Origin of the sequence: Actinomadura sp. CNU-125, assembly GCF_001942465.1 — a bacterium.
Lineage (GTDB): Bacteria > Actinomycetota > Actinomycetes > Streptosporangiales > Streptosporangiaceae > Spirillospora.
Genome location: NZ_MKJY01000554.1, coordinates 19,700 through 43,413 on the forward strand (window position 1 = coordinate 19,700; position 23,714 = coordinate 43,413).

Consider the following 23,714-nt stretch of genomic DNA (forward strand, 5'->3'; position numbering starts at 1 on the left):
CCGGGCAGCGCGCCGCTGAGCTGGATCGGGCCGCTGCTGATCACCGTGTTCGCGGGGGTCCTGCGGTTCTACCGGCTGGGTCAGCCCGACCAGATCGTCTTCGACGAGACGTACTACGCCAAGGACGCGCTGGCCCTGCTGGAGTTCGGCTGGGAGCACAACACCGTCGAGAACGCCGACAAGCTGCTGATCGCGGATCCGAACGCCGACATCTGGGCGAACGGGGCCGCGTTCGTCGCGCATCCGCCGTTCGGCAAGTGGATGATCGCGGTCGGCGAGTGGATGTTCGGGGCGACGCCGGTCGGCTGGCGGTTCATGCCCGCGCTGCTCGGCACGCTGTCGGTGCTGATCCTGTGCCGGGTGGCGCGCCGGATGACGGGTTCGACGCTGCTGGGCTGCGCCGCCGGGCTGCTGCTGGCGGTGGACGGCCTGCACTTCGTCACGAGCCGCGCCGCGCTGCTGGACGTCTTCGTGATGTTCTGGATCCTCGCGGGGTTCGCGTGCCTGGTGAACGACCGGGACCGGTCGCGGCGGCGGCTCGCCGCGCAGCTGGAGCGCGGGCATCCGTCGCCGTTCGGGCCGTTCCTGCTGCACGGGTGGCGGTTCGGTGCGGGCATCTGCCTGGGCCTGGCGGTCGCGGTGAAGTGGACGGGCCTGTTCTACATCGCCGTGTTCGGGATCATGGTCGTGCTGTGGGACTACGGCGCCGCCGCAAGGCGGGGGTGCGGCGGCCGCTGGCGGGGACGCTGCTGCTGGAGTCGGTGCCCGCGTTCGCTCAGCTCGTCCTGGTCGCGCTCGTGACGTACGTGGCGACGTGGTGGGGGTGGATCTTCCGGCCGGGCGGCTGGGGACGCGGCGAGGTGTCCTCGCACGTGCTGCTGCGGCCGTTCGAGGCGATCCCGGACCTGTGGCACTACCACCACGAGATCTTCAATTTCCATACCGGGCTGGACGCCGAGCACCCGTACCAGTCGTGGCCGTGGGGCTGGCCGATCCTGAAGCGCCCGGTGGCGTTCTTCTACAACGAGCCGCAGAACGCGTGCGGGGTCGGCGAGCGCTGCTCCCGGGAGATCCTCGGGATCGGGACGCCCGCGCTGTGGTGGGGCGCGCTGGCCGCGCTGGTCGCGCTGGTGTTCGTCTGGCTGATGATCCGGGACTGGCGGGCGGGCGCGATCGTGGCGGGGTTCCTCGCCGGATGGATCTCCTGGTTCCCGTCGGCGTTCTCCGACCGGACGATGTTCCTGTTCTACGCGACGCCGCTGGTCCCGTTCATGGTGCTGGCGATCGTCCTGGTGCTCGGCTACCTGATCGGCCCCGCCCGTCCGCCGGGTTTCCCCGATCCGGGCCTGCCCGATTCCCGCGGGGTCGATCTGTTCAAGGGCGGCCTGCACGCGACGTTCCCGGACGGGCGTCCGGCGGTGGCGGGGACGCGACGGCTGGTGGGGGCCGCGGCCGCGGGCGCGTTCGTCCTCGTGGTGCTGGCGAACTTCGCGTACTTCTACCCGATCCTGTCCGCCGAGACGCTCCCGTACGACGACTGGCACGCCCGCATCTGGTTCAGCAGCTGGGTCTGACCTCGACGGGTCCGGTGGCCGCCGGGGTCTCGGCGGGCCGTAGCGTCCGGGCGCCGAGCAGGCAGATCGCCAGGGCGAGCACGCCGCCGATCCCGGCGCGGCGAACGCGCCGGGGACTCCGGCGAGGTCCTGGCCGAAGCCGGAGACGGCCGAGCCGAGCGCGCCGCCCGCGCCGACGGCGGCGACGACCCACGCGAACGCCTCGGTGACGGTGCCGGTCGGCGCGAGCCGGTCGACGAGCGAGAAGCTGCAGGCCAGCACGGGGGCCAGGAACAGCCCGCTGAGGAACGCGAGCACCGACATGGCGGCGAGGCCGGGCGCGAGGACGAGCGGCGCGTACCCGACCGCGAGGGCCGCGAGCAGCCACGGCAGCCTGCGCCGCGGGTCGCCCGCCCAGCGCCGGGCGCCGTAGACGATCCCGCCGAGGAGGGCGCCGCCCGCCATGCAGGCGAGCAGCAGCCCGGACGCGACGTCGCTGCCGGCGCGTTCGGCGTAGGCGACGACCGCGACCGCGTAGACGCCGAGGGCGATCCCGGCGCAGGCGAGGGAGGTCAGCAGGACGCGCAGGCCGGACGAGCGCAGCGGCCCGGCCCAGTCGGCGACGCGGGGCTGCCCGCGCCAGCGGCGGGAGGGGGCGGAGAGGGCGACGACGAGCGTCCCGGCGATGCCGAGCGCGCCCGTCAGGACGAGCGCGGCCTCGGTGTCGATCGCGGCCGCCGCGACGACGAGCAGCGGCCCCACGGTGAAGAGGATCTCCTGTGCCGCCGCGTCGAGCGCGTAGGCGGCGTCGACCTGTTCCGGGCCGTCCAGGACGTCGGGCCAGAGCGCGCGCAGCCCGGCCTCCAGCGGCGGGGTGGCGAACCCCGCGAGGACGACCGTCGCCACCGACAGCGGCAGCGGGTCGGCGCCGACGAGGGCGAGGAGCACGAACCCCACGGCGGACAGGCAGGCGGCCGGGAGCAGCACCCGCCCCTGCCCGTACCGGTCCATGGCGCGGCCGAGGACGGGCTGGCCCGCGGCCGTCGCGAGCCCGAGCAGGGCCGACAGCGTTCCCGCGAGCGGGTAGCTCCCGCCGTCCGCCCGTACGTGCAGGACCACCGCCAGCATCCCCATGCCGTTCGGCAGCCGCCCCAGCAGCGTTCCCCCGAGCAGCCGCGCCGCGTGGCGCCGCCGCAGGAACAGGACATAGCCGCGCATTCGCGCCCCCGTAACCCCGTCGATCGTCATACGTAGTACCCGTGCCGTCATACGTACCACTAGCGGCGATGCCGTCTCTAGTGTCCGTCGGGTTCGGTTCTGCTTGCCACCGGAAGCGGGGCGGACAGGCAATACTGTTCTGCGTTTCCGCTCCCGGCGACGAGGGAGGCCCAGTGCCGGCGACCAGCCGTCCCACCAGTAAGGACGTGGCTCAGGAGGCCGGCGTTTCGCAGTCCACGGTGTCGCTGGTGATGGGCGGCAAGTGGACGGGCCGCGTCTCCCCCGCCACCGCGCGCAGCGTCCACGCGGCCGCCGAACGCCTGGGCTACCGTCCGAATCCGGCCGCGCGGAACCTGCGCCTGGGCACCACCCGCACCGTCCTGCTGATGGTGCCGACGCTGACCGCGCCGTTCTTCGGCCCGGTCTACACGGGCGCGGCGCGGGTCGCGACGAGCCACGGCTTCGGGGTCGTGGTGGCGACGTGGCCGGACGACGCGGAGCCGACCGGACGGACGACCGGACGGACGACCGGACGGACGGACGGGCGTTCCGCCGCGCGTCCCGCCGGGCCGTCCGGCGAGGGCCCGTTCGCGGCGCCGCACGAGACGATCGACGGGATCCTGGCCTCGTCGCTGGGGGTCGGGTCGCTGCGCGGCGGGGCGCTCGGGGAGTTCGCGGGCACCCCGGCGGTGACGCTCGACAGCGGCCCGCACGAGGACGTCCCGACGGTCGACTTCGGGGTCGCGGACGGCATGCGGGCGATCGCGCGGCATCTGGTGTCGATCGGCCACCGCCGGTTCGGGCACGTGGCGGCGGGCCTCGACCAGTGGACGTTCCACGCGCGCGCGCAGGCCCTCGAAGAGGTCGTACGGGACGTGCCGGGGGGCGCGCTGCTCCGGGAGGCGTGCGAGATCGACGTCGCGTCGGCGAAGGAGGCGGCGTGGCGGCTGCTGGGCCGCCCCGAGCGGCCGACCGTGCTGGTGTGCGACGACGACCTCATCGCGGCGGGCGCCTACAAGGCGGCACGGGCGCGGGGGCTGGCGATCCCGGACGACCTGTCGGTGACGGGGTTCGACGACGTGCTGCTCGCGACGGCGCTGGAGCCGGAGCTGACGACCGTCCGGCTGCCCGCCGAGGAGCTGGGCGCGCAGGGCATGACGGCGCTGCTGGAGCTGCTCGGCGGGACGCGCCCGCGACCGCGCGTGCTGCCGGGCCGGCTGGTCGTCCGCGGCTCCACCGCACCGCCCCACCAGGCGTGATATCGGGATACGTATCGCTTTTCGTCCAATATCAATATTGGACATGGCGCCCGCACCTTTGATCTTCTCTGCGCATGCGATTTTCGACATTCCGATTCCGGAAGGCGACCGGGACCGCGGCCCTGTCGCTCGCCGTTCTCGTCGCGGGCACCGGCTGCGGCGCGGCAGAGAGCCCGCGGCTGCGGGCCGCGACGCCGCAGAGCGCCGTCTCCACGATCGCGACGCCGCGGGCGCCGCGCGTCCCAGGCCGAGGTGGGACGGCGGCTGAGCAAGCTGGAGGCGAAGCGCAACCTGCGCATCGGGGCGTACGCGATCGACACGGGGACGGGCCGGTTCGTGTCCCACCGGGCCGGGCAGCGGTTCCCGTACGCGTCCACGTTCAAGGCGATGGCCTGCGGGGCGGTGCTGCAGAAGGCCCGCACGTCCGACCCGGGGCTGATGGAACGCGTCATCCACTACACCGAGGACGACCTCGTCGACTACTCCCCCGAGACGGAGAAGCACGTCGGCACCGGGATGACCGTCTCCGCCCTGTGCCACGCGGCCATCACCCAGAGCGACAACACCGCCGGGAACCTGGTGATGAAGCAGCTCGGCGGACCCGCCGGCCTCACCCGGTTCTTCCGCTCCCTCGGCGACGACGCCAGCCGCGCCGACCGCTGGGAGACCGCGCTCAACGAGTGGAAGCCCGGCGAGCGGCGCGACACGACCGTCCCGGCCGCCTGGGCGGGGAACCTGCGGGCGCTGACCGCCGGGGACGCGCTGGCCCCGGCCGATCGCGAGCGGCTCATCGCGTGGATGAAGGCGAACACGACGGGCGACGCACGGATCCGCGCGGGCCTGCCCGACTCCTGGACGATCGGCGACAAGACCGGCACCGCGGGCGTCTACGGCAACGCCAACGACATCGCGGTCGCCTGGCCGGAGCCGGGCGACGCGCCGCTGATCATGGTGGTCCTGACGACCGCGAAGAAGAAGGACGCCGAGGCCGACGACGCGGCGATCGCCGAGACCGCGGCGATCCTCGCGCGCGGCCTCGGCGAGTAGCCGTCCCGCCGTTGACTTGCGGCGTGTTGCCCTTATCGGCCGCCGATAAGGGCAACACGCCGCAGATCAACAAACCCGGCCAGCCGGCCGGGGTGGATAGGCCCTTCAGGAACTTCGCCGCAATGGGGGCGGCGGCCTGGGCGCCCTCGCCGCCGCCCTCGACCACCACCGCGAACGCGACGTCCTTGTGGTAGCCGATGAACCAGGCGTGCGCGGGCGGGTTCTTGCCGGACCCGTACTCGGCGGTGCCGGTCTTGCCCGCCGTCCCGGCCGGGAAGTCCACCCCGGACGCCGTGCCCTCGCTGACGACCGCGGGCATCAGCGTGTGCAGCGCCTTCTTCACCGCGGGCTCCAGCTTGTGCGGCTGCTCGGGCTTCTTGCCCCCGGCGTCGAGGGCCTGCGACGCGAGGTCCGCGTCGACCAGGCGCGGGGACCGCCACGTGCCGTCCGCGGCCGCGGCGGCGACGCCCGCCATGTTGAGGGGGCTGGTCAGCACCTTGCCCTGGCCGAAGGACGCGGACGCGAACGCGGTCTCGTCCGCGTTCTTCGGGAAGGACGCGCGGACGGCCGGGAGCCCGGCGATGATCGGTGCGTTGAACCCGAACTGCTCGGCGACCTCGGCGAGCCGCTCCTCCCCCAGCTTGTCGACGGCGAGCCGCGCGAACGTCGTGTTGCACGAGTGCGCGAACGCGTCGCGGAACGGGACCGTCCCGAAGTCCTCGTACTGGTAGTTGTGGAACTCGCGGCCGCCGACGTTGGTGGTGGCGGGGCAGCCGACGCGCGAGTCGGCCGAGACGCCGTCCGCGACGAGCGCGGCGGCCGTGACGACCTTGAACGTCGAGCCGGGCGGGTAGGTGCCCATCAGCGCACGGTTGTAGCCGCCGGGCCGGTTCGCGACGGCGAGGATCTCCCCGGTGGACGGGCGCAGCGCGACCATCGACGCGGGCTTGGACCCCTCCGACAGCGCCGCGCTCGCCGACGCCTGCATCGCCGGGTCGATCGTCGTCTTCAGCGGCTCCCCGTCCTCGCCGCCGAACCGCTTCAGCGTCTTGACGACCTTCGCCTCGGGGCCGTCCTGCGCGCCGCCCTGCCCGGTGCCCTGTTCGCCGCCCTCGACGATCTGGACGGCGAGCGCGGGCTTCCCGGCGAGCCGCTTCTCGTACTGCTTCTGCAGGCCGCTCGTCCCGACCGGGTCGCCCGCCTTGTACGGGGCGCCCATCTCCTTCGCGCCCTCGGCGGACGCGGCGCCGACCGTCCCGGCGAGCTGCCGCGCGGACCCGGACTTCGACGTGCTGAGGCTGCTGCCGTCGGCGGCCAGGACGTCGGCGCGCTGCGGGAACGCGCGGGCGGCGCGCAGCCGCTGCCCGTCCTTCAGCTCGGGGTGCAGGAGCTGCGGCGACCAGCGGACGAGCCACTCGCCGTCCTGCTCGACGAGGGGGAGCGTCCCGGTGTAGGACCAGGCGCGGCCGCCGGACAGCGTCAGCTCGGCGGTGTACGAACCCCCGGCGCTCCCGTCGTCCGGCTCGCCGACGGACGCGACGGTGTAGCTCTGCTTCGTGACGCCCAGGTCGTCGTGCGTCTGCTTGAGGCGCTGGGCGAGATCGGCGGGGGGTCGGTAGGTGTGAGCGCGGCCATCGCCGCGTGGTCGCCACCGGACCAGGCGGCGAGGAACTCCTGCGCGGCCGCCTCGGGATCGTCGCCGTCCCGGAGGAACCACACCGCACCCGCCCCCGCGAGCACGACCACGGCCGCGACCGCGGCGGCGATCATCACTCGGGTTCGGCGCATCGTCACTCTCCTTCCTTGGCGACGAATGTATGTCGTCGCCGCGCGTGGAAGCCCCAAGAACAGCAGCCGACCAGCGGAAAGTCCAAGATTGATATCGATGTCACAGACATATCCGAACTGATATCGTTCCCGGTCGTGAACGTCGTGGGGCATTTGCACTGCTTCGTCATCGTCGCCGAGGAACTCCACTTCGGCCACGCGGCGGAGCGGCTCGGCATGGCCCAGCCGCCGCTCAGCCAGCGGATCCAGCGTCTGGAAAAGGAACTCGGGGTGCGGCTGTTCGACCGGACGAGCCGGAAGGTGGAACTCACGGCCGCCGGGCGGCTCCTGCTGGACGACGCCCGTGACATCCTCTCGCGCGTGGAACGCGTCTACGACCTGGCCGAACGGGCGCGGCTCGGCGAGGTCGGCACCGTCCGGGCCGGGCTGCCCAGCGACCTCGGCGGCCCGCCGGTCGCCGCGCTGATCGCCGCGTTCCGGGCGCGCCGCCCCGACCTGCGCCTGGACCTGCGGGAGATCTCCACCGCCGAGCAGATCGCCGCGCTCGCCGACGGGACGCTCGACGCGGGCGTCGTCCGGCACCCGTGCGACACCCGCGGCCTGGACCTCGGCCCGCTGCTCGGCCAGCCGGTCGGGGTGCTGCTGCCCGGCGGCGCCGACCTCGCCGCCGCCGCCGAGGTGCACCTGTCCGACCTCGCCGGGCACGACCTCGTGACGTCCCCCCGCGACGAGGCGCCCGGCGCCCGCGACGACCTCCTCGCCGGCTGCCGCCGGCACGGGTACGCGCCGCCCGCCGTGCACGAGGCCCGGCACCCGCAGTTCGCGCTCGGGCTCGTCCTCGCCGGGACGGCCGTCGCGTTCGTCCCGCGCACGCCGACCCGGGCGGCGGGGCGGTGTGGCGGCCGCTGCACGGCGAGCCGCTGACCTGGCGGACGTCGTGCGCGTGGCGGCGCGCTGCCGACCCCGAACACGCCCGCGCCATCGCCGACTTCACCGCCGTCGCCACCGCGGTGCTGCGCCGGGAGGCCGGGATGGCGCCGCTGGACGCCGCGCCCGCCCCGGCCCGCCGCGTGCTGCGCCCGTCCTCGGGATTCCTGGCGTGAGCGGCGCGCGCGACGCGCCCGCGCGCATCGAGGCGGCGTTCCGGAACGCCGGGGTGACCGGCTGCTGCCACGCCGTGGACATCGACGCGGGACGCGACGTGGGCGTCCGCGCGGACGAACCCGTCGTGCTGGCGTCGGTGTTCAAGGTGCCGCTGCTGGTGGCGTTCCACCGGCGGGTCGCCGCCGGGACCCTCGACCCGACCGAACGCGCGACCCTCCCGGCCGCGGACCGCACGTCCGGGCCCACCGGCGTGTCCGCGCTGCTGGACGACGTGCGGATGTCGCTGCGCGACCTCGCCACCCTCATGATCACCGTGAGCGACAACGCGGCGGCGGACTTCCTGCTCGACCGGGTCGGGCTGGCCGCCGTCAACGCGGCCGCCGCCGACCTCGGCCTCCCCGCGACGTTCGTGGCGGGCAGCGGCCGGGAGATGCTCGACCACCTCTACCAGGACACCGGCGCCGCCGACCTCGGCGAGGTGTACGCGCGGCTGGACGAACCCGGGGCGCCCGCGCGCGTCCGTCCGCTGGACCCGCTGCGCACCAGCCGCAGCACGCCCCGCGAGATGACCCGGCTGCTGTCGCTCGTCTGGCGGGACGAGGCGGCGGGACCCGGGGAATGCGCGGCGATGCGCCGGATGTTCGGACTGCAGGTGTGGCCGCACCGGCTGTCGTCCGGATTCCCGTTCGAGGACGTCGTCGTCAGCGGCAAGACCGGGACGCTGCCGACCGTCCGGAACGAGGTGGGGGTCGTGGAGTACCCCGACGGCGGCCGGTACGCGGTCGCGGTGTTCACCCGGACGCCCGTCCCGCTGGCCGTCCACCCGCAGGGCGACGCCGTGATCGGCACGGCCGCCCGGATCGCGGTCGAGCATTTGCGCGGTTAGGGAAACCGCGTGTCCGAACGTGGCCGTCCCTATACCGTTCAGCGGTTCGTCCGCTAATCCAGCACTGGCCGACTGAACATAGGCTGTACCTCTGCTTTGATCACTCTTGGGGAGACTGTGTTGCGGCTGCCGGACCATCTCGAGCTACTGCTCACCGACGAGCCGGTTCTCGACGTCTACGCGCACGGGCCGTGGCGGGTTCCGGACGGGCTGTTCGAGGAGATCGCCGGACGGATCGACGCGCTCGCCGCCGATCCGCGCGCCGCCGAGCTCACCACCGACGAGCACAAGCTGCTGACGCTCCCCGCGTCGCTGGTCACCGCAGAGATCTTCGGGATCCTGGCGTTCCTGCCGGGCGGCGGCGCGATCAAGGCGGGGTCCCGGTCGCAGCTCCCCGAGCGGCTGCTGCACCGGCACCTGGTCAACCCGGGCCCGCTCAGCAACCGGATGGCCCGCTGGGACGCGCCGGGCGGCCGGTGGCGCCCGCCCGTCGACTGGCTGATCGAGGCGCCCGACCGCAAGCTCGCGATGGAACTCGCCCGCGACTGCCTGGCCGCCCTGGAGGGCATCGAGCCCCTCGAAGAGCGCCGCCAGGCCCTCCTCCGCCTCTACGACGACCCGCCGGTCCACGACGTCAACCTGCCGAAGATGGAACTGCGCGAGCTCTGGCACTGGCACGCCGACGAGTCGATCCTGCGCGCGGTGCCCGAACTGCAGGGCCCCGTCGGCTACCTCGACTGGGTGTGCGGCGGGCTGCTCGCCGCGCACCGGTCCCTCCTCGCCGCGGCCCCGCGGGACGAGTCGCCCGAAGTCCACCTCGTCCACCTGCTGCTGCAGGGCAGCATGGAGCACGTCCCGGCGGAACTCGCGGCCGCCCTCGGCGAGGACCGCTACCACGAGCTGCTCGGCCGGTTCCCCGGCGAACGGCGCGGCTTCAAGCCCGGGGCCTGGCAGGAACGGACCCGCGCGTGGCTCGCGCAGGCGCTCGTCGCGGGCGCCGCCGACGCGTGCCGCGCGTGGCTCGACATGTCGATGCGGTTCATCGCGATCGTCCAGGGCCTGCCCGGCGACCCGTGGTTCCCCAAGCCGGAGTGGATCCCCGTCGGGCAGTTCCAGACGGACCTGCGGCGCCTGTTCGCGCCCCGCCGCCGGATCGTCAACCCGCTCACCGAGACGCTGAAGGAACCCGCCGAACCCGACGGCGTCCGCCGCCCCCGCCGCGAAGACCTCGCCTCGACGCTCGTCGAACAGCCCGAAGTGACCGAGGCGCTGGCCGAACTGTCGCGCGGCACGTCCGCCGTCCGGCTGCTGCTGGCCGGCCCGGACGGCACCGGCAAGCGGGACGCCGCGCAGGAACTCGGCCGCGCGCTCGCCCTGGGCCGCGACCCCCTGTGGCTCACCGACAACCTGTTCGCCGGGCAGCGCCTGTCCGACGCCGTCGCCCGGCTGCACGCGGACGCCCGCGAATGCGCGTCCGACCGGCTGCTGATCATCGAGGGCCTCGACGAGATCCTCACCGAACCCGGCAACGGCGAGGCGCTCTCCGCCGAACTCCACCGGCTCCTCGCCGTCCACCCCGAACTCAACCTCGTGGCGCTGTGCGACGCGGGCGGCGACGACCGCATCCGCGAGATCGACCCGGCGCTCCCGCTGGGCTTCCGCATCGCGCACACGCACCCGTTCACCGCCGCGGGCCACGCCGAACTGTTCCGCCGCGCGCTCGTCCCGCTGGGCGCCCGCGCCACCCGCCAGGCCGCCGAAGCCGCGGGCGAACTGCTCGCCGTGACCCCGCCGATGCAGTCGCTGCGCAACGCCCGCCTCGCCCCCTACCTCGCGGCCGAGATCGTCGCGACCCTCCGCGCCCGCGCCGACGACGACCTCGTCGTCCGCAAGGGCGACGTCCCCGCGAACCTCGACGCGTCCCGCACCACCGGCGACCCGCTCGCCGAACTCCGCGACCTCACCGGCCTCGACACCGTCAAGCACGAGATCGCGCTCCTCGTCGCGGGCACCGAAGCCGCGCGGCTGCGCAGCGAGTCCGGCCTGCGGGTGACGCCGCCGACCCGGCACATGGTGTTCACCGGCAACCCGGGCACCGGCAAGACGATGGTCGCGCGCCTGCTCGGCCGCATCTACAAGCGGCTCGGCGTCCTGTCCTCCGGCCACCTCGTGGAGGCGTCCCGCGCGCACCTGGTCGGCGAGTACATCGGGCAGACGGCGCCGCGCACCCGCCGCCTCGTGGAACGTGCGATCGGCGGCGTCCTGTTCATCGACGAGGCCTACACCCTCACCCAGTCGCCGCTGAAGGGCGACTACGGGCACGAGGCCATCGCCGAACTGGTCAAACTGATGGAGGACCACCGCGACGACCTCGTCGTCGTCGTGGCCGGATACCAGCAGGAGATGGCCGAGTTCCTCTCCGCCAACCCCGGCCTGGACTCCCGCTTCCCCAAGCAGATCCACTTCCCCGACTACGACGACGACGAACTCATCGACGTGTTCGGGCAACTCGCCGACGCCGACGGCTTCCGCCTCGCCGACGGCACGCAGGACGTGCTCCGCACGATGCTGCGGCGCGCACCGCGCGGACCGTCCTTCGGCAACGGACGCCTCATGCGCAACCTCCTCGACGTCGCCGTCGCCAACCAGGCCGACCGCGTCGCCACCGCGTCCCTCACCGGCCGCGACCAGGCCGGCGACGACACCCCGCCGAACCCCCCGTCGCGGGACGAACTGGTCACGCTCACGTCCGACGACCTGCCGCCCCTCCTCGAACACCCGGAAGAGTTCTACGGCCTCTACCTTTGATTGCAAGACCCTCGGCGTCAGGCCGCGAGGCGGCCTTCCTTCAACGGGCCTTGCGGCGATTGCTGCATCGCTCCGACTCGCCCGGGGGGCTCGCTGCGCGATCGGATTCTCGCTTCGCTCGAATCCGGCTTCGCACGCAATCGCAGTGGTCCCGGTCCGCTCTGGCTGAGGAGATGGCTGGGGTGGACCCCACGGCCCGCACGTCGCCCATCGTATACCGTTCATCGCATAGAGTCACCCGCCGGACGCACCGACTCCGCCGTCCGACGAATGCGCGCGGAAACGTGTGAACTCACGGGCCGATAGAAGGCAGAGTTCAACGCACGATGCTCGCCGACCTGGGGAGTATCGGGGCCCGAGTGCATGGGTTCCACCGGTCCGCTGGGGGGCGGGGCGGCGGCCGCGCGATCGACCGCCGCCTCCGAGGCCGGTCGGAAGCCCGCGATCGAGCCGGGGGAGGGCTCACGGCGGCGACGAAAAGCGCGCACCGCCGCCGTGGGCCGTGTTCACTCGCGATCGCAGTTGTTCTCGTCCGCTCCGGCTGAGGAGAGGGCTGAGGCAGCTGCGATCGGACGGGGCGGGTAGTGCTGGTTTGGGGGCGGGCTGAGGTCGGTCACCCGTTTGGGCGGACTTCTTTGAATTTGCGGGCGAGGGTCGGGCCCAGGTGGTCGGTTATGCCGTAGCCCGGGTCGGCCGGGAAGGGGAGGTTCCAGAGGAACGAGGTGCAGATGACCACGGTCACTTCGGGCGTTTCGTCTTGTAGCCGGTCTTCCAGGAAACCGAGGACGGCTCGCCAGTCCAGGGGGTGCGGGTCCGGTGGGCGAGGTAGGCGCGGACCACGGCTTGGGTGATGTCCCAGAAGACGACGTGCGGCAGCACGTCCTCGTCGGGGTAGCAGTGGGCGTCGTACGTCTCCTCGAAGAACGGGAACTCGGCTACGAGGTCCTGCACGAACTGCACGTCGGTTCCCACGGGGCGATCGTAGGCGGCGGGCGGTGGTTGAAGCGGCTCGCATGGGGCACGTGCTGGGCGATATGGCACATGACGACGAACTTCGGCGGCTCGACGCGTACTGGCGGGCCGCGAACTACCTGTCGGTCGGGCAGATCTACCTGCTGGACAACCCGCTGCTCCGCGAGCCGCTGCGGCGGAGTCATATCAAGCCGCGGCTGCTCGGGCACTGGGGCACGACGCCGGGGCTGAACTTCTGCTACGCGCACCTCAACCGGGTGATCCGCGCGCGCGACCTCGACATGATCTACGTGATGGGTCCGGGGCACGGGGGTCCGGCGGCGGTCGCGAACGCGTGGCTGGAGGGCACCTACAGCGAGGTGTACCCGGACGTGTCGTTCGACGAGCGCGGGATGCGGAGATTGTTCCGGCAGTTCTCCTTCCCCGGCGGCGTGCCCAGCCACGTGGCGCCGGAGACGCCCGGTTCCATCCACGAGGGCGGGGAGCTGGGGTACTCGCTCGCGCACGCGTACGGGGCCGCGTTCGACAACCCCGACCTGGTCGTCGCGTGCATCGTCGGGGACGGCGAGGCCGAGACGGGGCCGCTGGCCGCGAGCTGGCACTCGAACAAGTTCGTCGACCCGGTGCGGGACGGGGCGGTGCTGCCGATCCTGCACCTCAACGGCTACAAGATCGCGAATCCGGCGGTGCTCGCGCGGATCCCCGAGGAGGAGCTCGTCCAGCTCCTCGACGGCTACGGCTACCATCCGCTGCTGGTCGCGGGGGACGATCCCGCGTCCATGCACCGCAAGATGGCGGCGGCGCTCGACCAGGCGCTCGACGAGATCGAGGGCATCCGGCGCGCGGCCCGCGAACACGGTGCGTCGGAGCGGAGGCGCTGGCCGCTGATCGTCCTGCGGTCGCCCAAGGGCTGGACGGGCCCGAAGGAGGTCGACGGGAAGCCGGTCGAGAACACGTGGCGTTCGCATCAGGTGCCGCTGCCGGCCGACGACCCCGCGCACCTGGAGCAGCTCGAACGGTGGCTGCGCTCGTACCGTCCCGAGGAGCTGTTCGACGGCGACGGCCGCCCGGTCGCGGAGCTGCGGGCGCTGGCGCCGGTGGGCGGGCGGCGGATGAGCGCGAACCCGCACGCCAACGGGGGGCTGCTGCTCAAGCCGCTCGTGCTGCCCGACTTCCGCGACTACGCGGTGCAGATCGGGAAACCGGGCACGACGACGAGCGAGGCCACCCGGACGCTGGGCGGTTTCCTGCGGGACGTCATCCGGGCGAACCCGTCGAACTTCCGCATCGTGGGCGCGGACGAGACGGAGTCCAACCGGCTCGGCGAGGTGTTCGAGGCGACCGACCGGGTGTTCGCCGCCGAGCGGCTCCCGACGGACGAGCACCAGGCCGCGCACGGCCGCGTCATGGAGGTGCTGTCGGAGCACCTCTGCCAGGGCTGGCTGGAGGGGTACCTGCTGACCGGACGGCACGGCCTGTTCAACTCCTACGAGGCGTTCGTCCACATCGTCGACGCGATGTTCAACCAGCACGCGAAATGGCTGAAGGTGACCCGGCACCTGCCGTGGCGCCGTCCGATCGCGTCGCTGAACTACCTGCTGTCGTCCCATGTATGGCGGCAGGACCACAACGGCTTCACCCACCAGGACCCCGGTTTCCTCGACGTCGTCATGAACAAGAAACCGGAGATCGTCCGCGTGTACCTGCCTCCGGACGCGAACACGCTGCTGTCGGTCGCCGACCACTGTCTCCGGTCGCGGGACTACGTCAACGTGGTGGTCGCCGGGAAGCAGCCCGCGCTGAACTGGCTGACGATGGACGAGGCCGTCGCGCACGCCGCGCGCGGCATCGGCATCTGGGAGTGGGCGTCCAGCGACGGCGGCGCCGACCCCGACGTCGTCATGGCGTGCGCCGGGGACGTCCCGACGCTCGAAACGCTCGCGGCCGTGGACGAGCTGCGGCAGACGTTCCCCGAGCTGCGCGTCCGCGTGGTGAACGTCGTCGACCTGATGCGGCTGCTGCCGCCGAGCGAGCACCCGCACGGGCTCCCGGACGCCGAGTTCGACGCGCTGTTCACCACCGACAAGCCGATCATCTTCGCGTTCCACGGCTACCCGTACCTGATCCACCGGCTCGCCTACCGCCGCCACGGGCACCCGAACCTGCACGTCCGGGGCTACAAGGAGGAGGGCACCACCACGACGCCGTTCGACATGGTGATGCTGAACGACCTCGACCGGTTCCACCTGGTGATGGACGTCATCGACCGCGTCCCGTCGCTCGGCGGGCGCGTCGCGCACGTCCGGCAGCGGATGTCGGACCGCCGCCTCGCGCTGCGCGCCCACACCCGCGAGCACGGCGAGGACGCCCCCGAGATCCGCGAATGGACGTGGTCGTACTGATGCGCGTGCTGACCGTCAACCCCGGATCGAGCAGCCTGAAGCTGAGCGTGCTGGACGACGACGCGCTCGTCACCGAGGTGTCCGGCTCCCGCGACGAGCTGCCCGAGCTGATCTCCGAACTGCCGCGCCCGGACGCCGCCGGGGTCCGGTTCGTGCACGGCGGCGCGGAATTCGCCGCGCCCGTCCCGGTCGACGCCGCCGTCACCGAACGGCTGCGCGGGCTCGCCGACCTCGCGCCGCTGCACCAGCCCGCGTCCCTGCACGCGCTCGCGGAGATCACCGGGACGCTGCCGGGCGTGCCCGTTGTGGCGTGCTTCGACACCGCGTTCCACGCCGGTCTCCCGGACGAGGCCGCCACGTACGCGCTCCCCCGCGTCTGGCGCGACCGGTTCGGCCTGCGCCGCTTCGGTTTCCACGGCCTCTCGTTCGCCTACGCGGTCCGCCGCGTAGGCGAGCTCCTCGACACCGACCCGGCGGTACCGCGCATGGTCGTCTGCCACCTCGGCTCCGGGGCGTCGCTCGCCGCCGTCGCCGCAGGCCGCTCGGTGGACACCACGATGGGTTTCACGCCGCTCGAAGGGCTCGTCATGGCGTCCCGGGCGGGCAGCATCGACCCCGGAATCCCGCTGTGGCTGCTGAAGCACGGCCTCACGCTGGACGAGGTCAACGACGGCCTCGAACGCGACTCGGGGCTGCGCGGCCTCGCCGGGACGGGCGACATGCGCGAACTTCGCCGGCTGGCCGAGGACCACGACGTCCCCGCGCTCGCCGCGCTCGACGTCTACCACCACCGGCTGCGCGCCTGCGCCGCCGCGATGGCCGCCGCCCTCGGCGGCCTCGACGTCCTGGTGTTCACCGGCGGCGTCGGCGAGCACGACCCGTCCGTCCGCTTCCGCCTGGCGGCCGACCTCGCGTTCCTCGGCGTCGCCGTCGACCCGGACGCCAACGACGAGGCGCACGGGGACGCGGACGTGTCCGCCGAGGGCGCGTCCGTCCGCACCCTGGTCGTCACCGCGCGGGAGGACCTGGAGATCGCCGCCGAGGTCAGGCGCGTCCTAGGTTGACCGGCGGGGCCGGATCAGCTCCTGCCGCAACCGCATGGCGAGTTCGTCCCGGTGGACGGGGGTGAGGTCTCGGATGCGATGTGCTCGCGTGGGGGGACGTCGAAACGGCGGGTGTTGTTGGTGCATGCAAGACAGTTCACGGAATCGAAAGTAAACGGCCGATGCCGGGATGAACCCGGCACCGGCCGTTCACCGCGTCTTACATCTGCGAGTACGACTTGGTGGCGGCGTAGATCTCGAAGACGGCGGTGTTGTTCCCCGCCGCGGACGGGAGACCGGCCTGCCAGTCGACGATGCCGTTGAACCAGCCGAACGGGCCGCAGTTCGACGACTTCGGCACCGCGAACGCGTTGTCGACCATGGTCGTCTTGTTCACCACGAACGGGGTGGTCTGCACGACCTCGAACGGGGTGCCGCTGATCGGCTCGTTCGGCGGCGGCGGGTCGGTGGGGGCGTCCCCCAGATCAATGGTGATCGGGTTCTCGTCCGTCCCGATGGTGCACGAGTCGCCCAGCAGGGGGTTCTGCACGCTGATCTTCATGTGGGGGCGCATCCGAACGCGGCTGGCGCCCTGGTCGGGGTTGAGTTCGAGTTCGCCCGCGATCTGCGGCTGCGCGTGGATCTGCATGATCGGCAGGAAGTCCGAGCCGGGAATGCCGAGGATGCCGCCCTCCACCCGAAGCGGCTCGCTCTCCAGCGACTGCCAGATCACCGTCTGCTCGAACGTGTGCACGTCGAAGCCGTTCGCGTAGACCATGGTGATCGGCTGCTCGATCTCCTGGTCGATGCCGCCCAGCTTCAGCCGTCCGCCCGTGATCTCGGCGACCGTGCACCCCCAGAAGAGCGGGTCGGCACCTTCCGGGAGAGCCGGGCAATCCTCGAAGCTGAACTCCGGGATCGCCTCCTCGTCGGCCACGGCGGGCGCGGCCGGGGCCACGAGCCCGGCCATGCCGAGCACGCCTCCCAGTGCCGCGGCCGCGGCCCGGCGTGCTGTCGTTACTCTCATCTACTCTCCATTGGTCGGGCGGGGGTCGTCAGGCACCGGTCACAGTTGGCTGTAGGACTTCGTGGCCGCGTACTGCGTGAAGATCGCCGTGTTGTGCCCCGCGTCCGCGGGCGTCCCGGCGACCAGGTTCACCAGCCAGTTGCCGCTGTCGCCGATACCGCAGTTGTCCGCGCCGGGGACGGCGAAGGCGTTGTCGACCATGGTCACCTTGTTCACCACGAACGGGGTGGTCTGCACGACCTCGAACGGCGAGCCGCTGATCGGCTCGTTCGGCGGCGGCGGGTCGGTGGTCCCGAAGGTCAGGTTCAGGGAGATCGGGTTTCCGTCGTTCCCGATCGTGCAGTCGTTCCCCAGGACGGGTTGTAGACCCGGAGCTTGAGGTCGAGTTTGATGATCCCGGCGTCGAGGTCCATGCCGACGGCTTCGGGCTTGGCGTAGACCGCGGTGAGGAATCGGTCGCCCCAGAGCCCTTCCTGCGCCATCGTCCAGTCGGCCTCGAAGGATCCGAGGATGACGGTCTGTTCGAGCGTCTCGGCGTCGAAACCGTTCGCGTAGACCATGCGGATCGGGCTCTCGATCGGCTGTTCCATGTTGCCGAGCACGAACGTGCCGCCGGTGACCTCCGCGATGGTGCATCCCCAGAAGAGCGGGTTGGCGCCGTCGGGGAGGGCCGGGCATTCGGAGAAGTCGAACTCGGGGAGTTCCTCGGCCGTGGCGGGGGCGGCCAGCGCGGTCCCGGTCACGGCGGTGCCGATGGCGACGACGGCGGCGGCCGCCAGGCGGCGCAGCCGGAGGGATGATTTCACGGCGATCTCCTTGGGGGTGGAGGACTACAGAGTCGCGGCGAGGAGCGGACCCGCCTGCACCGGGCGGGCCGGCCCGGTCCGGCGAGGAGCCGGAGCGGGCCGGCCGCACCGTGTGCCTGGCACGGGTCAACCGTGCGCGCGGGCACGGGTCGGGCGACCCGTGCCCGGCCGAACCGGATCAGGAGGAGAGGGTCAGGTCGAGCCCGCCCGGGCTCGTCTTGATCGTGAAGTCGCCGGTCGCGGCGGCCGCGACGGGGCAGTTGGGGTCGCCGCCGGTCTTGGGCAGCGTCTGGCCGTCCAGCTTGCCCGTCGAGGGCGTCCCGTTGAACAGGTCGATGACGAGGTTCGATCCGCTCGGGAGGCCGTAGTGGCACGTCATGGCCGGGGTGCTGAAGACCGCCTGGATGTCGACGGCCGAGATCGGGGAATTGATCTGGATGTGCCCGGTCTCGCCGTTGCCGTGGGCGTTGGGGGCGTAGTTCACGATGCCGGCCTCGCCGCCGCTGTCGGTCTGCGTGTACGGCAGGTTGAGGGCGTCGATGTCCACCGTGCCGCCGAAGTTGCTGGTGCAGTTGTCGAGGACGACGTTCCGCAGCTCACCGTTGTGGCCGTCGGATTGGATGTAGGCGGTGAGTTCCGCGTCCTGGCAGATGGTGATGACCTGGCCGAGCGGGCTGAAGCCCGTCAGGGTCACGGGGGCGGTGTTGGTCGCGACGACCTCACCGGTGTACGGGCCGTTGGGGTCCGAGATCGTCGTGGCGTGGTTGGCCAGGGCGGCGGTGGCGCTGCCGAGGACGAGCGCGGCGGCGCCGAGGAGGGGCATGGCGGCCTTGCTGAGCTTCCGCATGGTCCGGTCCTTTCGGTGGGGGTGGGAACGAATCCCTGCGGTGCACGAACCGAAACATAAACTGCCCGGTTTCTCAAGAACTGCGCCGTACCCGTACGACCGTTGGGCCGTTTTCGGATTCGCGCTAAGAACGGGCGGCGGCGTCCTTTTAGGGCCTCTCCGCCGTCACCTCTCCGCGATGAGCCAGTGACCGATGGCAAGAAATCCCCGGACGCTGTGACGCCGGTCACCTCCTGGGACGCGAGCCTCGGGGGGCTTGCGGACAGGACCGGAACGTGTCCTGATACGGCCACGAACCGATCGGCGGCCGGGCGCGTCCGGCCGTCAGTGGTCCGCGGGACGCGGCGCCGGAATCGCGTACATCCTGACCAATCCGCGGCGCAGCGCGGGCAGCGCGTGCGCCTCCCCGCGGCTGATGCGGCTGTAGAGCACCTCGTGGACGCCGCCGACGATGACCTCGGCGGCCAGCTCGGGCTCGGGGAAGTCGGGGTACATCGCGAGCAGGTGCTCGACCACGGTCGCGCAGAAGTGGCGCTTGACCCGGTCCCGGCGGGCGACGGCCTCCGGCCCGGCCGCCAGCACCTCCACCACCGCCATCCGGGCGCCCAGCGGTTCGGCCGCGAGGAACTCCAGGAGCGCGCCGAGGCCCGCGCGCAGCCGGGCGTCCGGTTCGGCGCGCCGCGCCGCGGCGTCGTCGAACGCCGCCGTCATCCGCGACGCGACCGATTCGCACGCCGCGAAGAACGCCTCCTCCTTGTTCCGGAAATGCTCGTAGAACGTCTTCTTGGAGATCGCGGACGCGCCGACGATGGCGTCGATCGTCAGCTGCGAGTAGCCGCGGCCGCCCGCCACCTCGGTCACCGCGCGCAGGATGCGGGCGCGCTGGTTACTGGCGACGTAGTCGCGGGACAGCCGGTGCCGGCCGGACGGCAGCTTCGCCGTGCCCCCGGCCGTCTCGCCCGCGGCCTCCCGCCCCGGGTCCCCCCGATCGCCGTGTCCCATGCTCCGCCCATCGCGTTCGTCAACGCTCCTGACGGCCGATTCTACGGCGCACCCCCCGGGCGGAGAGTTGTCAAGACTGCACGGACTCCACGGCGGGCCCGCTCAGCTTCGACACAACGGGGTTCGGTTCGCGGGCGCGGAGCACCGCTTCCTTCGCGGCCGTGGTGCGGCGCGCGCGCGCACGGTGCGCGGCCGTCCGGTGGAACCGCGTGACATGGGCGGAGGGCGGGCGCGCCCGTCCGGACAGCCCGTACCCGTGCCGCTGGAGCCGCGACGCCAGCACGTGCTCGACCAGGTCGGCCTCCCATTCCTCCAGGCGCTGCGCCCAGGCGCCGACGACCCGGCGTTCGGCGCCTCGTGGGTGCGCAGGTGCCATCGGCGCTCCTGCGGGACGGTCGCGCGCGCGTGGTGCTGCGGCGCCGCCATCGCCGGGTCGTACTCCTCGCCGAGGAACGCGCACAACCGGGTCAGTTCCCGCTCGGGGGCCTCGACCAGGTCCTCGTAGCGGAACTCGTAGAAGGTCTCCGGGCCGAGCCGGGTGCCGAGGCGGCGGCCGATGTCGACGGCGTCCCGCCAGGTCAGCGCGGCCGAGAACAGGTCGCCGTCGTACCACGGCATCCGGTTGAGCGAGCTGACGGCGTCGCGGCCGTCGCGGATCAGGTGGACGAACTGCGCGTCGGGGAACATCCGCCGCAGCGCCCCGATCCGGCGGATGTAGCTCGGCCGCTTGTCGCCCCAGCGCGGCTTGCCGTTCTCCCGGGCGTAGCCGCGGAAGACGGTCGCGATCGCGGACCCGAGGGTGGGCGGCGCGGCGGCGATCTCCTCGATCGTCGCGTCCGGGTCGAGCTTCAGCGCCTTGAACTTCGTGGTCTTGTCCTTGGCGATCCACTCGCCGAGCGCCCGCAGGTTCTCCGGCCGCTCCAGGTCGCCGAAGTCGTGCCGGGCGTCATAGGACGTGTGGACGAATCTCGTCTCCGACGGCAGCGCGATCCGCGGGTGGCAGTGGAGCATCTGCTGCAGCAGCGTCGTACCCGATCGCGGGCAGCCGACGACGAAGATCGGCCGATGGGACGGAGTCGTCATGCCGGGCCAACTTACGCCGGGGACCTGACCGCGAGATCCAACGAACCTCAAAGTTGCCTGAAAGTTCCGGTAGGCGGCGCGCGATGATCAAGTCACTCACCGTGACGAAAATTATTCAAATCTTGCCTTTTGGTAAGTAGTGCGCTAACCTAACTATTGGTGTGCCGGGAAGTCTGGTCGGCGAGACAAGGGCAGTCTTGTGACCAGGAGAATTATGACCCGGCACTTTTTCGTGTACGCCACCCCGCCGCGGGCCGGTCGCACCGGCCTGCGAATCGCCGCGCTGGCGACCGCGTTCCCGGATAGCTGAGCCCGCTCACCCCGCATTCGAGTCCACACGACCGGGCGTCCCTTCGACGCCCCGGCGGTTCACCGATGTCTCCAGGCGGAAGCGTGCTTTCTCATGAGCGAATTCTTTGACGCCGCGTTCGGTTTCCCGACGGCGCTGTTCAGCTTCGCGCTGCTCGTCGTCGCCGGTTACTGGGCGCTGGTCCTGGCCGGCGGCCTGGGCCTCGACTTCCTCGACGGCGACGACACCGACGCCGGCGGCGGGTGGCTCGGCGCGGCCGGCCTCGGCGGCGTCCCGGTCACGGTCGTGCTGTCCCTCCTGATCGCCCTCACCTGGTTCACGAGCCTGGCCGGTTCGGCGTTGTCCGAGGCCACGGCGGTACGGGCGGTGCTGCTGCCCGCGTCCCTCGCGGTCGGCTGGGCCGCCGCGCGCGTGCTCGTCCTGCCGCTGCGCCGGGTGTTCCGGGAGGCCCCCGGGACGTCCCTGCGCGAGTTCGTCGGCCTGCCGTGCGTCGTCCGGACGGGACGCGTGGGCCCCGACTTCGGGCAGGCGGAGGTGACCGCGCCCGACGGCTCCACGGCGCTCGTCCAGGTGCGGCTGCCCGCCGCGGACGTCCCCGTGGCGGGCGCCGCCGAAGGCACCGCGATCACCGCGGGAACCACCGCACTGATCTTCGATTACGACGCGGCCGGACAGTTCTTCTGGATCATGCCGCACGATTCCGCGTTCGGTCCTCCGGCCCCCTGAAAGCCCCCGCACCCATATTCCCCCCACCCGAGAGGGATCACTGATGGATGCCATCACCATCGGGGCGGGCGTGTTCATCGCGCTCGTCCTGCTCATCGCAATCGGCCTGATCCTCCTGGTCAAAGCACTTTTCCAGAAGGTCGACCAGGGCCGTGCACTGATCATTTCCAAGATGCGCAAGGTGGACGTCACGTTCACCGGCGCGGTCGTCCTGCCGGCCCTGCACCGGGCCGAGTTCATGGACATTTCGGTAAAGACGATCGACATCGAGCGGACCGGCCGGGACGGCCTCATCTGCCGGGACAACATCCGCGCCGACATCCGGATCACGTTCTTCGTCCGCGTCAACAAGACCGTCGAGGACGTCATCAAGGTCGCGCAGGCGATCGGGACGGAACGGGCGTCCAGCCAGGAAACGCTCCAGGAACTGTTCTCCGCGAAGTTCTCCGAGGCGCTGAAGACCGTCGGCAAGCACCTCGACTTCGCCGACCTCTACACCCGCCGCAACGAGTTCCGCGACCACATCATCCAGGTCATCGGTACCGACCTGAACGGCTACAGCCTCGAAGACGCCGCGATCGACTACCTGGAGCAGACGCCGCTGCTGTCGCTCGACAAGTCGAACATCCTCGACGCGCAGGGCATCCGCAAGATCACCGAGCTGACGGCGCTGGAGCACGTCCGCACCAACGAGCACGCCCGCAACGAGGAGAAGGAGATCACGCGCCAGAACGTGGAGGCGCGCGAGGCGATCCTGGAGCTGGAGCGCCGCAAGGCGGACGCCGAACTGCGGCAGGAACGCGAGATCGAGACCGTCCGGGCCCGTGAGCTGGCGGAGACCGAGCGGGTCAAGGCCGAGGAGCGGCTGCGGGCGCAGACCGCGCACATCCGGACCGACGAGCAGCTCGGCGTCCAGACCGAGAACCGCAACCGGGAGGTCGCGGTCGCCGCGAAGAACCGGGAGCGGGTCCTCGCCATCGAGAGCGAGCGGATCGAGAAGGACCGCCTGCTGGAGGTCATCGCCCGCGAACGCGAGACCGAGCTGACCCGCATCGCCGCCGACAAGGAGGTCGAGGGCGAGAAGCGCGACATCGCGAACGTGATCCGGGAGCGGATCGCGGTCGAGCGGACCGTCGCCGAGCAGGAGGAGGAGATCAAGCGGCTGCGCGCGGTCGAGGAGGCCGAGCGGACGCGCCAGGCGATCGTCATCCAGGCGGAGGCCGAGGCGCAGGAGAGCCTGGTCAAGGACATCAAGGCGGCCGAGGCCGCGGAGGCCGCCGCGCAGCACCGGGCCCGCGAGGAGCTGGTGCTGGCCGAGACGCGGCAGCAGACCGCCGAGCTGGACGCCCAGGCGAAGATCCGGCTGGCCGAGGGGCTGCGGGCGGAGGCCGCGGCGGCGGGCCTCGCCGAGGTGCAGGTCCGCGACGCCGACGCCGACGTCATCGAGAAGGCCGGACGCGCCGAGATGATCGTCGCCCGCGAGCGCGCGGCCGTCGAGGCCGAGCGGATCCGCGAGAGCCTCAAGGCCGAGGCGGAGGGCCTCACCGAGAAGGCGGGCGCGATGGCCGCGCTCGACGACGTCACCCGCAAGCACGAGGAGTACCGGCTGCGGCTGGAGAGCGAGAAGGAGATCCGGCTCGCGGGCCTCGACGTCCAGCGGCAGGTCGCCGAGGCGCAGGCGACCGTCCTGGCGACCGGGCTGGAGCGCGCCGACATCAGCATCGTCGGCGGCGAGAGCACGTTCTTCGACCGGGTGGTCGGGTCGATCGCGCTCGGCAAGAGCGTGGACGGCTTCGTGCAGAACTCCGAGGTCGCCCGGTCGGTCGCGCAGCC

General features: G+C 72.0%; 20 protein-coding genes and 1 pseudogene. 12 read left to right on the top strand and 9 right to left on the bottom strand.

What is annotated here, in order from left to right; all coding sequences use genetic code 11:
• Positions 1 to 45: 45 nt before the first annotated feature.
• A complete protein-coding gene (locus tag BJF79_RS63970) occupies positions 46 to 801 on the top strand; it encodes a phospholipid carrier-dependent glycosyltransferase (protein ID WP_262403291.1) in 756 nt (251 codons plus the stop codon).
• Between the two features lie 71 nt (positions 802 to 872).
• Positions 873 to 1,574: a hypothetical protein gene (locus BJF79_RS63975; protein ID WP_262403297.1), complete on the top strand. Its 702-nt coding sequence runs from the start codon at positions 873 to 875 to the stop codon at positions 1,572 to 1,574.
• A 213-nt stretch (positions 1,575 to 1,787) separates the two neighbouring features.
• Here the strand turns inward: BJF79_RS63975 and BJF79_RS63980 are convergent.
• Positions 1,788 to 2,822 (bottom strand): annotated as a pseudogene (locus tag BJF79_RS63980) (MFS transporter); the annotation flags it as partial.
• A 155-nt stretch (positions 2,823 to 2,977) separates the two neighbouring features.
• Between BJF79_RS63980 and BJF79_RS40400 the strand changes: the two are divergent.
• Together BJF79_RS40400 and bla are read left to right on the top strand one after the other, a co-directional pair.
• Positions 2,978 to 4,030 carry a LacI family DNA-binding transcriptional regulator gene (locus BJF79_RS40400; RefSeq protein ID WP_262403292.1) on the top strand — a complete coding sequence of 351 codons (1,053 nt, stop codon included), beginning with the start codon at positions 2,978 to 2,980 and terminating at the stop codon, positions 4,028 to 4,030.
• 252 nt (positions 4,031 to 4,282) lie between these two features.
• Positions 4,283 to 5,077 carry a class A beta-lactamase gene (gene bla, locus BJF79_RS40405; protein WP_075905334.1) on the top strand — a complete coding sequence of 265 codons (795 nt, stop codon included), beginning with the start codon at positions 4,283 to 4,285 and terminating at the stop codon, positions 5,075 to 5,077.
• Here bla and BJF79_RS40410 read toward each other — a convergent pair.
• Entirely contained in the window at positions 4,977 to 6,794 is a 1,818-nt protein-coding gene (locus tag BJF79_RS40410) for a penicillin-binding transpeptidase domain-containing protein (RefSeq protein WP_075905336.1), read from the bottom strand. The genes bla and BJF79_RS40410 overlap by 101 nt on opposite strands.
• A 206-nt stretch (positions 6,795 to 7,000) precedes the next feature.
• Here BJF79_RS40410 and BJF79_RS40415 point away from each other — a divergent pair, with 206 nt between their 5' ends.
• From BJF79_RS40415 to BJF79_RS40425, 4 genes are all read left to right on the top strand, one after another.
• Complete coding sequence (locus tag BJF79_RS40415; protein ID WP_262403293.1) at positions 7,001 to 7,789, top strand: LysR family transcriptional regulator; 789 nt, start codon at positions 7,001 to 7,003, stop codon at positions 7,787 to 7,789.
• Entirely contained in the window at positions 7,759 to 7,968 is a 210-nt protein-coding gene (locus BJF79_RS63985; protein ID WP_262403294.1) for a hypothetical protein, read from the top strand. The genes BJF79_RS40415 and BJF79_RS63985 overlap by 31 nt, the downstream gene beginning before the upstream one ends.
• Positions 7,965 to 8,855, top strand: coding sequence for a serine hydrolase (locus tag BJF79_RS40420; protein WP_075905338.1), 891 nt, complete (start codon positions 7,965 to 7,967; stop codon positions 8,853 to 8,855). The genes BJF79_RS63985 and BJF79_RS40420 overlap by 4 nt, the downstream gene beginning before the upstream one ends.
• A gap of 120 nt (positions 8,856 to 8,975) precedes the next feature.
• The gene (locus BJF79_RS40425; protein WP_075905340.1) at positions 8,976 to 11,663 is read left to right on the top strand and encodes an AAA family ATPase; all 2,688 of its coding nucleotides are present in this window, start codon (positions 8,976 to 8,978) and stop codon (positions 11,661 to 11,663) included.
• A gap of 738 nt (positions 11,664 to 12,401) precedes the next feature.
• Here BJF79_RS40425 and BJF79_RS40430 read toward each other — a convergent pair.
• Positions 12,402 to 12,635 (bottom strand): hypothetical protein, encoded by a 234-nt coding sequence (locus tag BJF79_RS40430; RefSeq protein WP_262403295.1) that lies wholly within the window; start codon positions 12,633 to 12,635, stop codon positions 12,402 to 12,404.
• 62 nt (positions 12,636 to 12,697) lie between these two features.
• On the opposite strand from BJF79_RS40430, the gene BJF79_RS40435 reads away from it, so the two are divergent.
• Positions 12,698 to 15,037: a phosphoketolase gene (locus BJF79_RS40435; protein ID WP_075905358.1), complete on the top strand. Its 2,340-nt coding sequence runs from the start codon at positions 12,698 to 12,700 to the stop codon at positions 15,035 to 15,037.
• Entirely contained in the window at positions 15,037 to 16,101 is a 1,065-nt protein-coding gene (locus BJF79_RS40440) for an acetate/propionate family kinase (RefSeq protein ID WP_075905360.1), read from the top strand. Before BJF79_RS40435 ends, BJF79_RS40440 begins: the two co-directional genes overlap by 1 nt.
• Before the next feature lie 199 nt (positions 16,102 to 16,300).
• On the opposite strand, the gene BJF79_RS40445 is transcribed toward BJF79_RS40440, so the two are convergent.
• The 6 genes from BJF79_RS40445 to BJF79_RS40470 all read right to left on the bottom strand — a co-directional run bounded on the left by BJF79_RS40445 (position 16,301) and on the right by BJF79_RS40470 (position 20,845).
• On the bottom strand, positions 16,301 to 17,107 hold the full coding sequence (locus BJF79_RS40445) for a hypothetical protein (RefSeq protein ID WP_143220824.1): 807 nt from the start codon (positions 17,105 to 17,107) through the stop codon (positions 16,301 to 16,303).
• Between the two features lie 39 nt (positions 17,108 to 17,146).
• A complete protein-coding gene (locus tag BJF79_RS54600) occupies positions 17,147 to 17,344 on the bottom strand; it encodes a hypothetical protein (RefSeq protein ID WP_075905344.1) in 198 nt (65 codons plus the stop codon).
• Positions 17,345 to 17,412: 68 nt separating this feature from the next.
• The gene (locus tag BJF79_RS40455; protein WP_075905346.1) at positions 17,413 to 17,913 is read right to left on the bottom strand and encodes a hypothetical protein; all 501 of its coding nucleotides are present in this window, start codon (positions 17,911 to 17,913) and stop codon (positions 17,413 to 17,415) included.
• Positions 17,914 to 18,091: 178 nt separating this feature from the next.
• Positions 18,092 to 18,760: a hypothetical protein gene (locus BJF79_RS40460; protein ID WP_075905348.1), complete on the bottom strand. Its 669-nt coding sequence runs from the start codon at positions 18,758 to 18,760 to the stop codon at positions 18,092 to 18,094.
• Positions 18,761 to 19,084: 324 nt separating this feature from the next.
• The gene (locus BJF79_RS40465) at positions 19,085 to 19,762 is read right to left on the bottom strand and encodes a TetR/AcrR family transcriptional regulator (protein ID WP_083734599.1); all 678 of its coding nucleotides are present in this window, start codon (positions 19,760 to 19,762) and stop codon (positions 19,085 to 19,087) included.
• A 102-nt stretch (positions 19,763 to 19,864) separates the two neighbouring features.
• Entirely contained in the window at positions 19,865 to 20,845 is a 981-nt protein-coding gene (locus BJF79_RS40470; RefSeq protein WP_262403296.1) for a sulfotransferase family protein, read from the bottom strand.
• Between the two features lie 403 nt (positions 20,846 to 21,248).
• Between BJF79_RS40470 and BJF79_RS40475 the strand changes: the two genes are divergently transcribed.
• Positions 21,249 to 21,881: a hypothetical protein gene (locus BJF79_RS40475; protein ID WP_075905350.1), complete on the top strand. Its 633-nt coding sequence runs from the start codon at positions 21,249 to 21,251 to the stop codon at positions 21,879 to 21,881.
• Between the two features lie 43 nt (positions 21,882 to 21,924).
• Positions 21,925 to 23,714: hypothetical protein (locus tag BJF79_RS40480; protein ID WP_075905352.1), on the top strand; the 1,790-nt coding region annotated here is incomplete at its 3' end.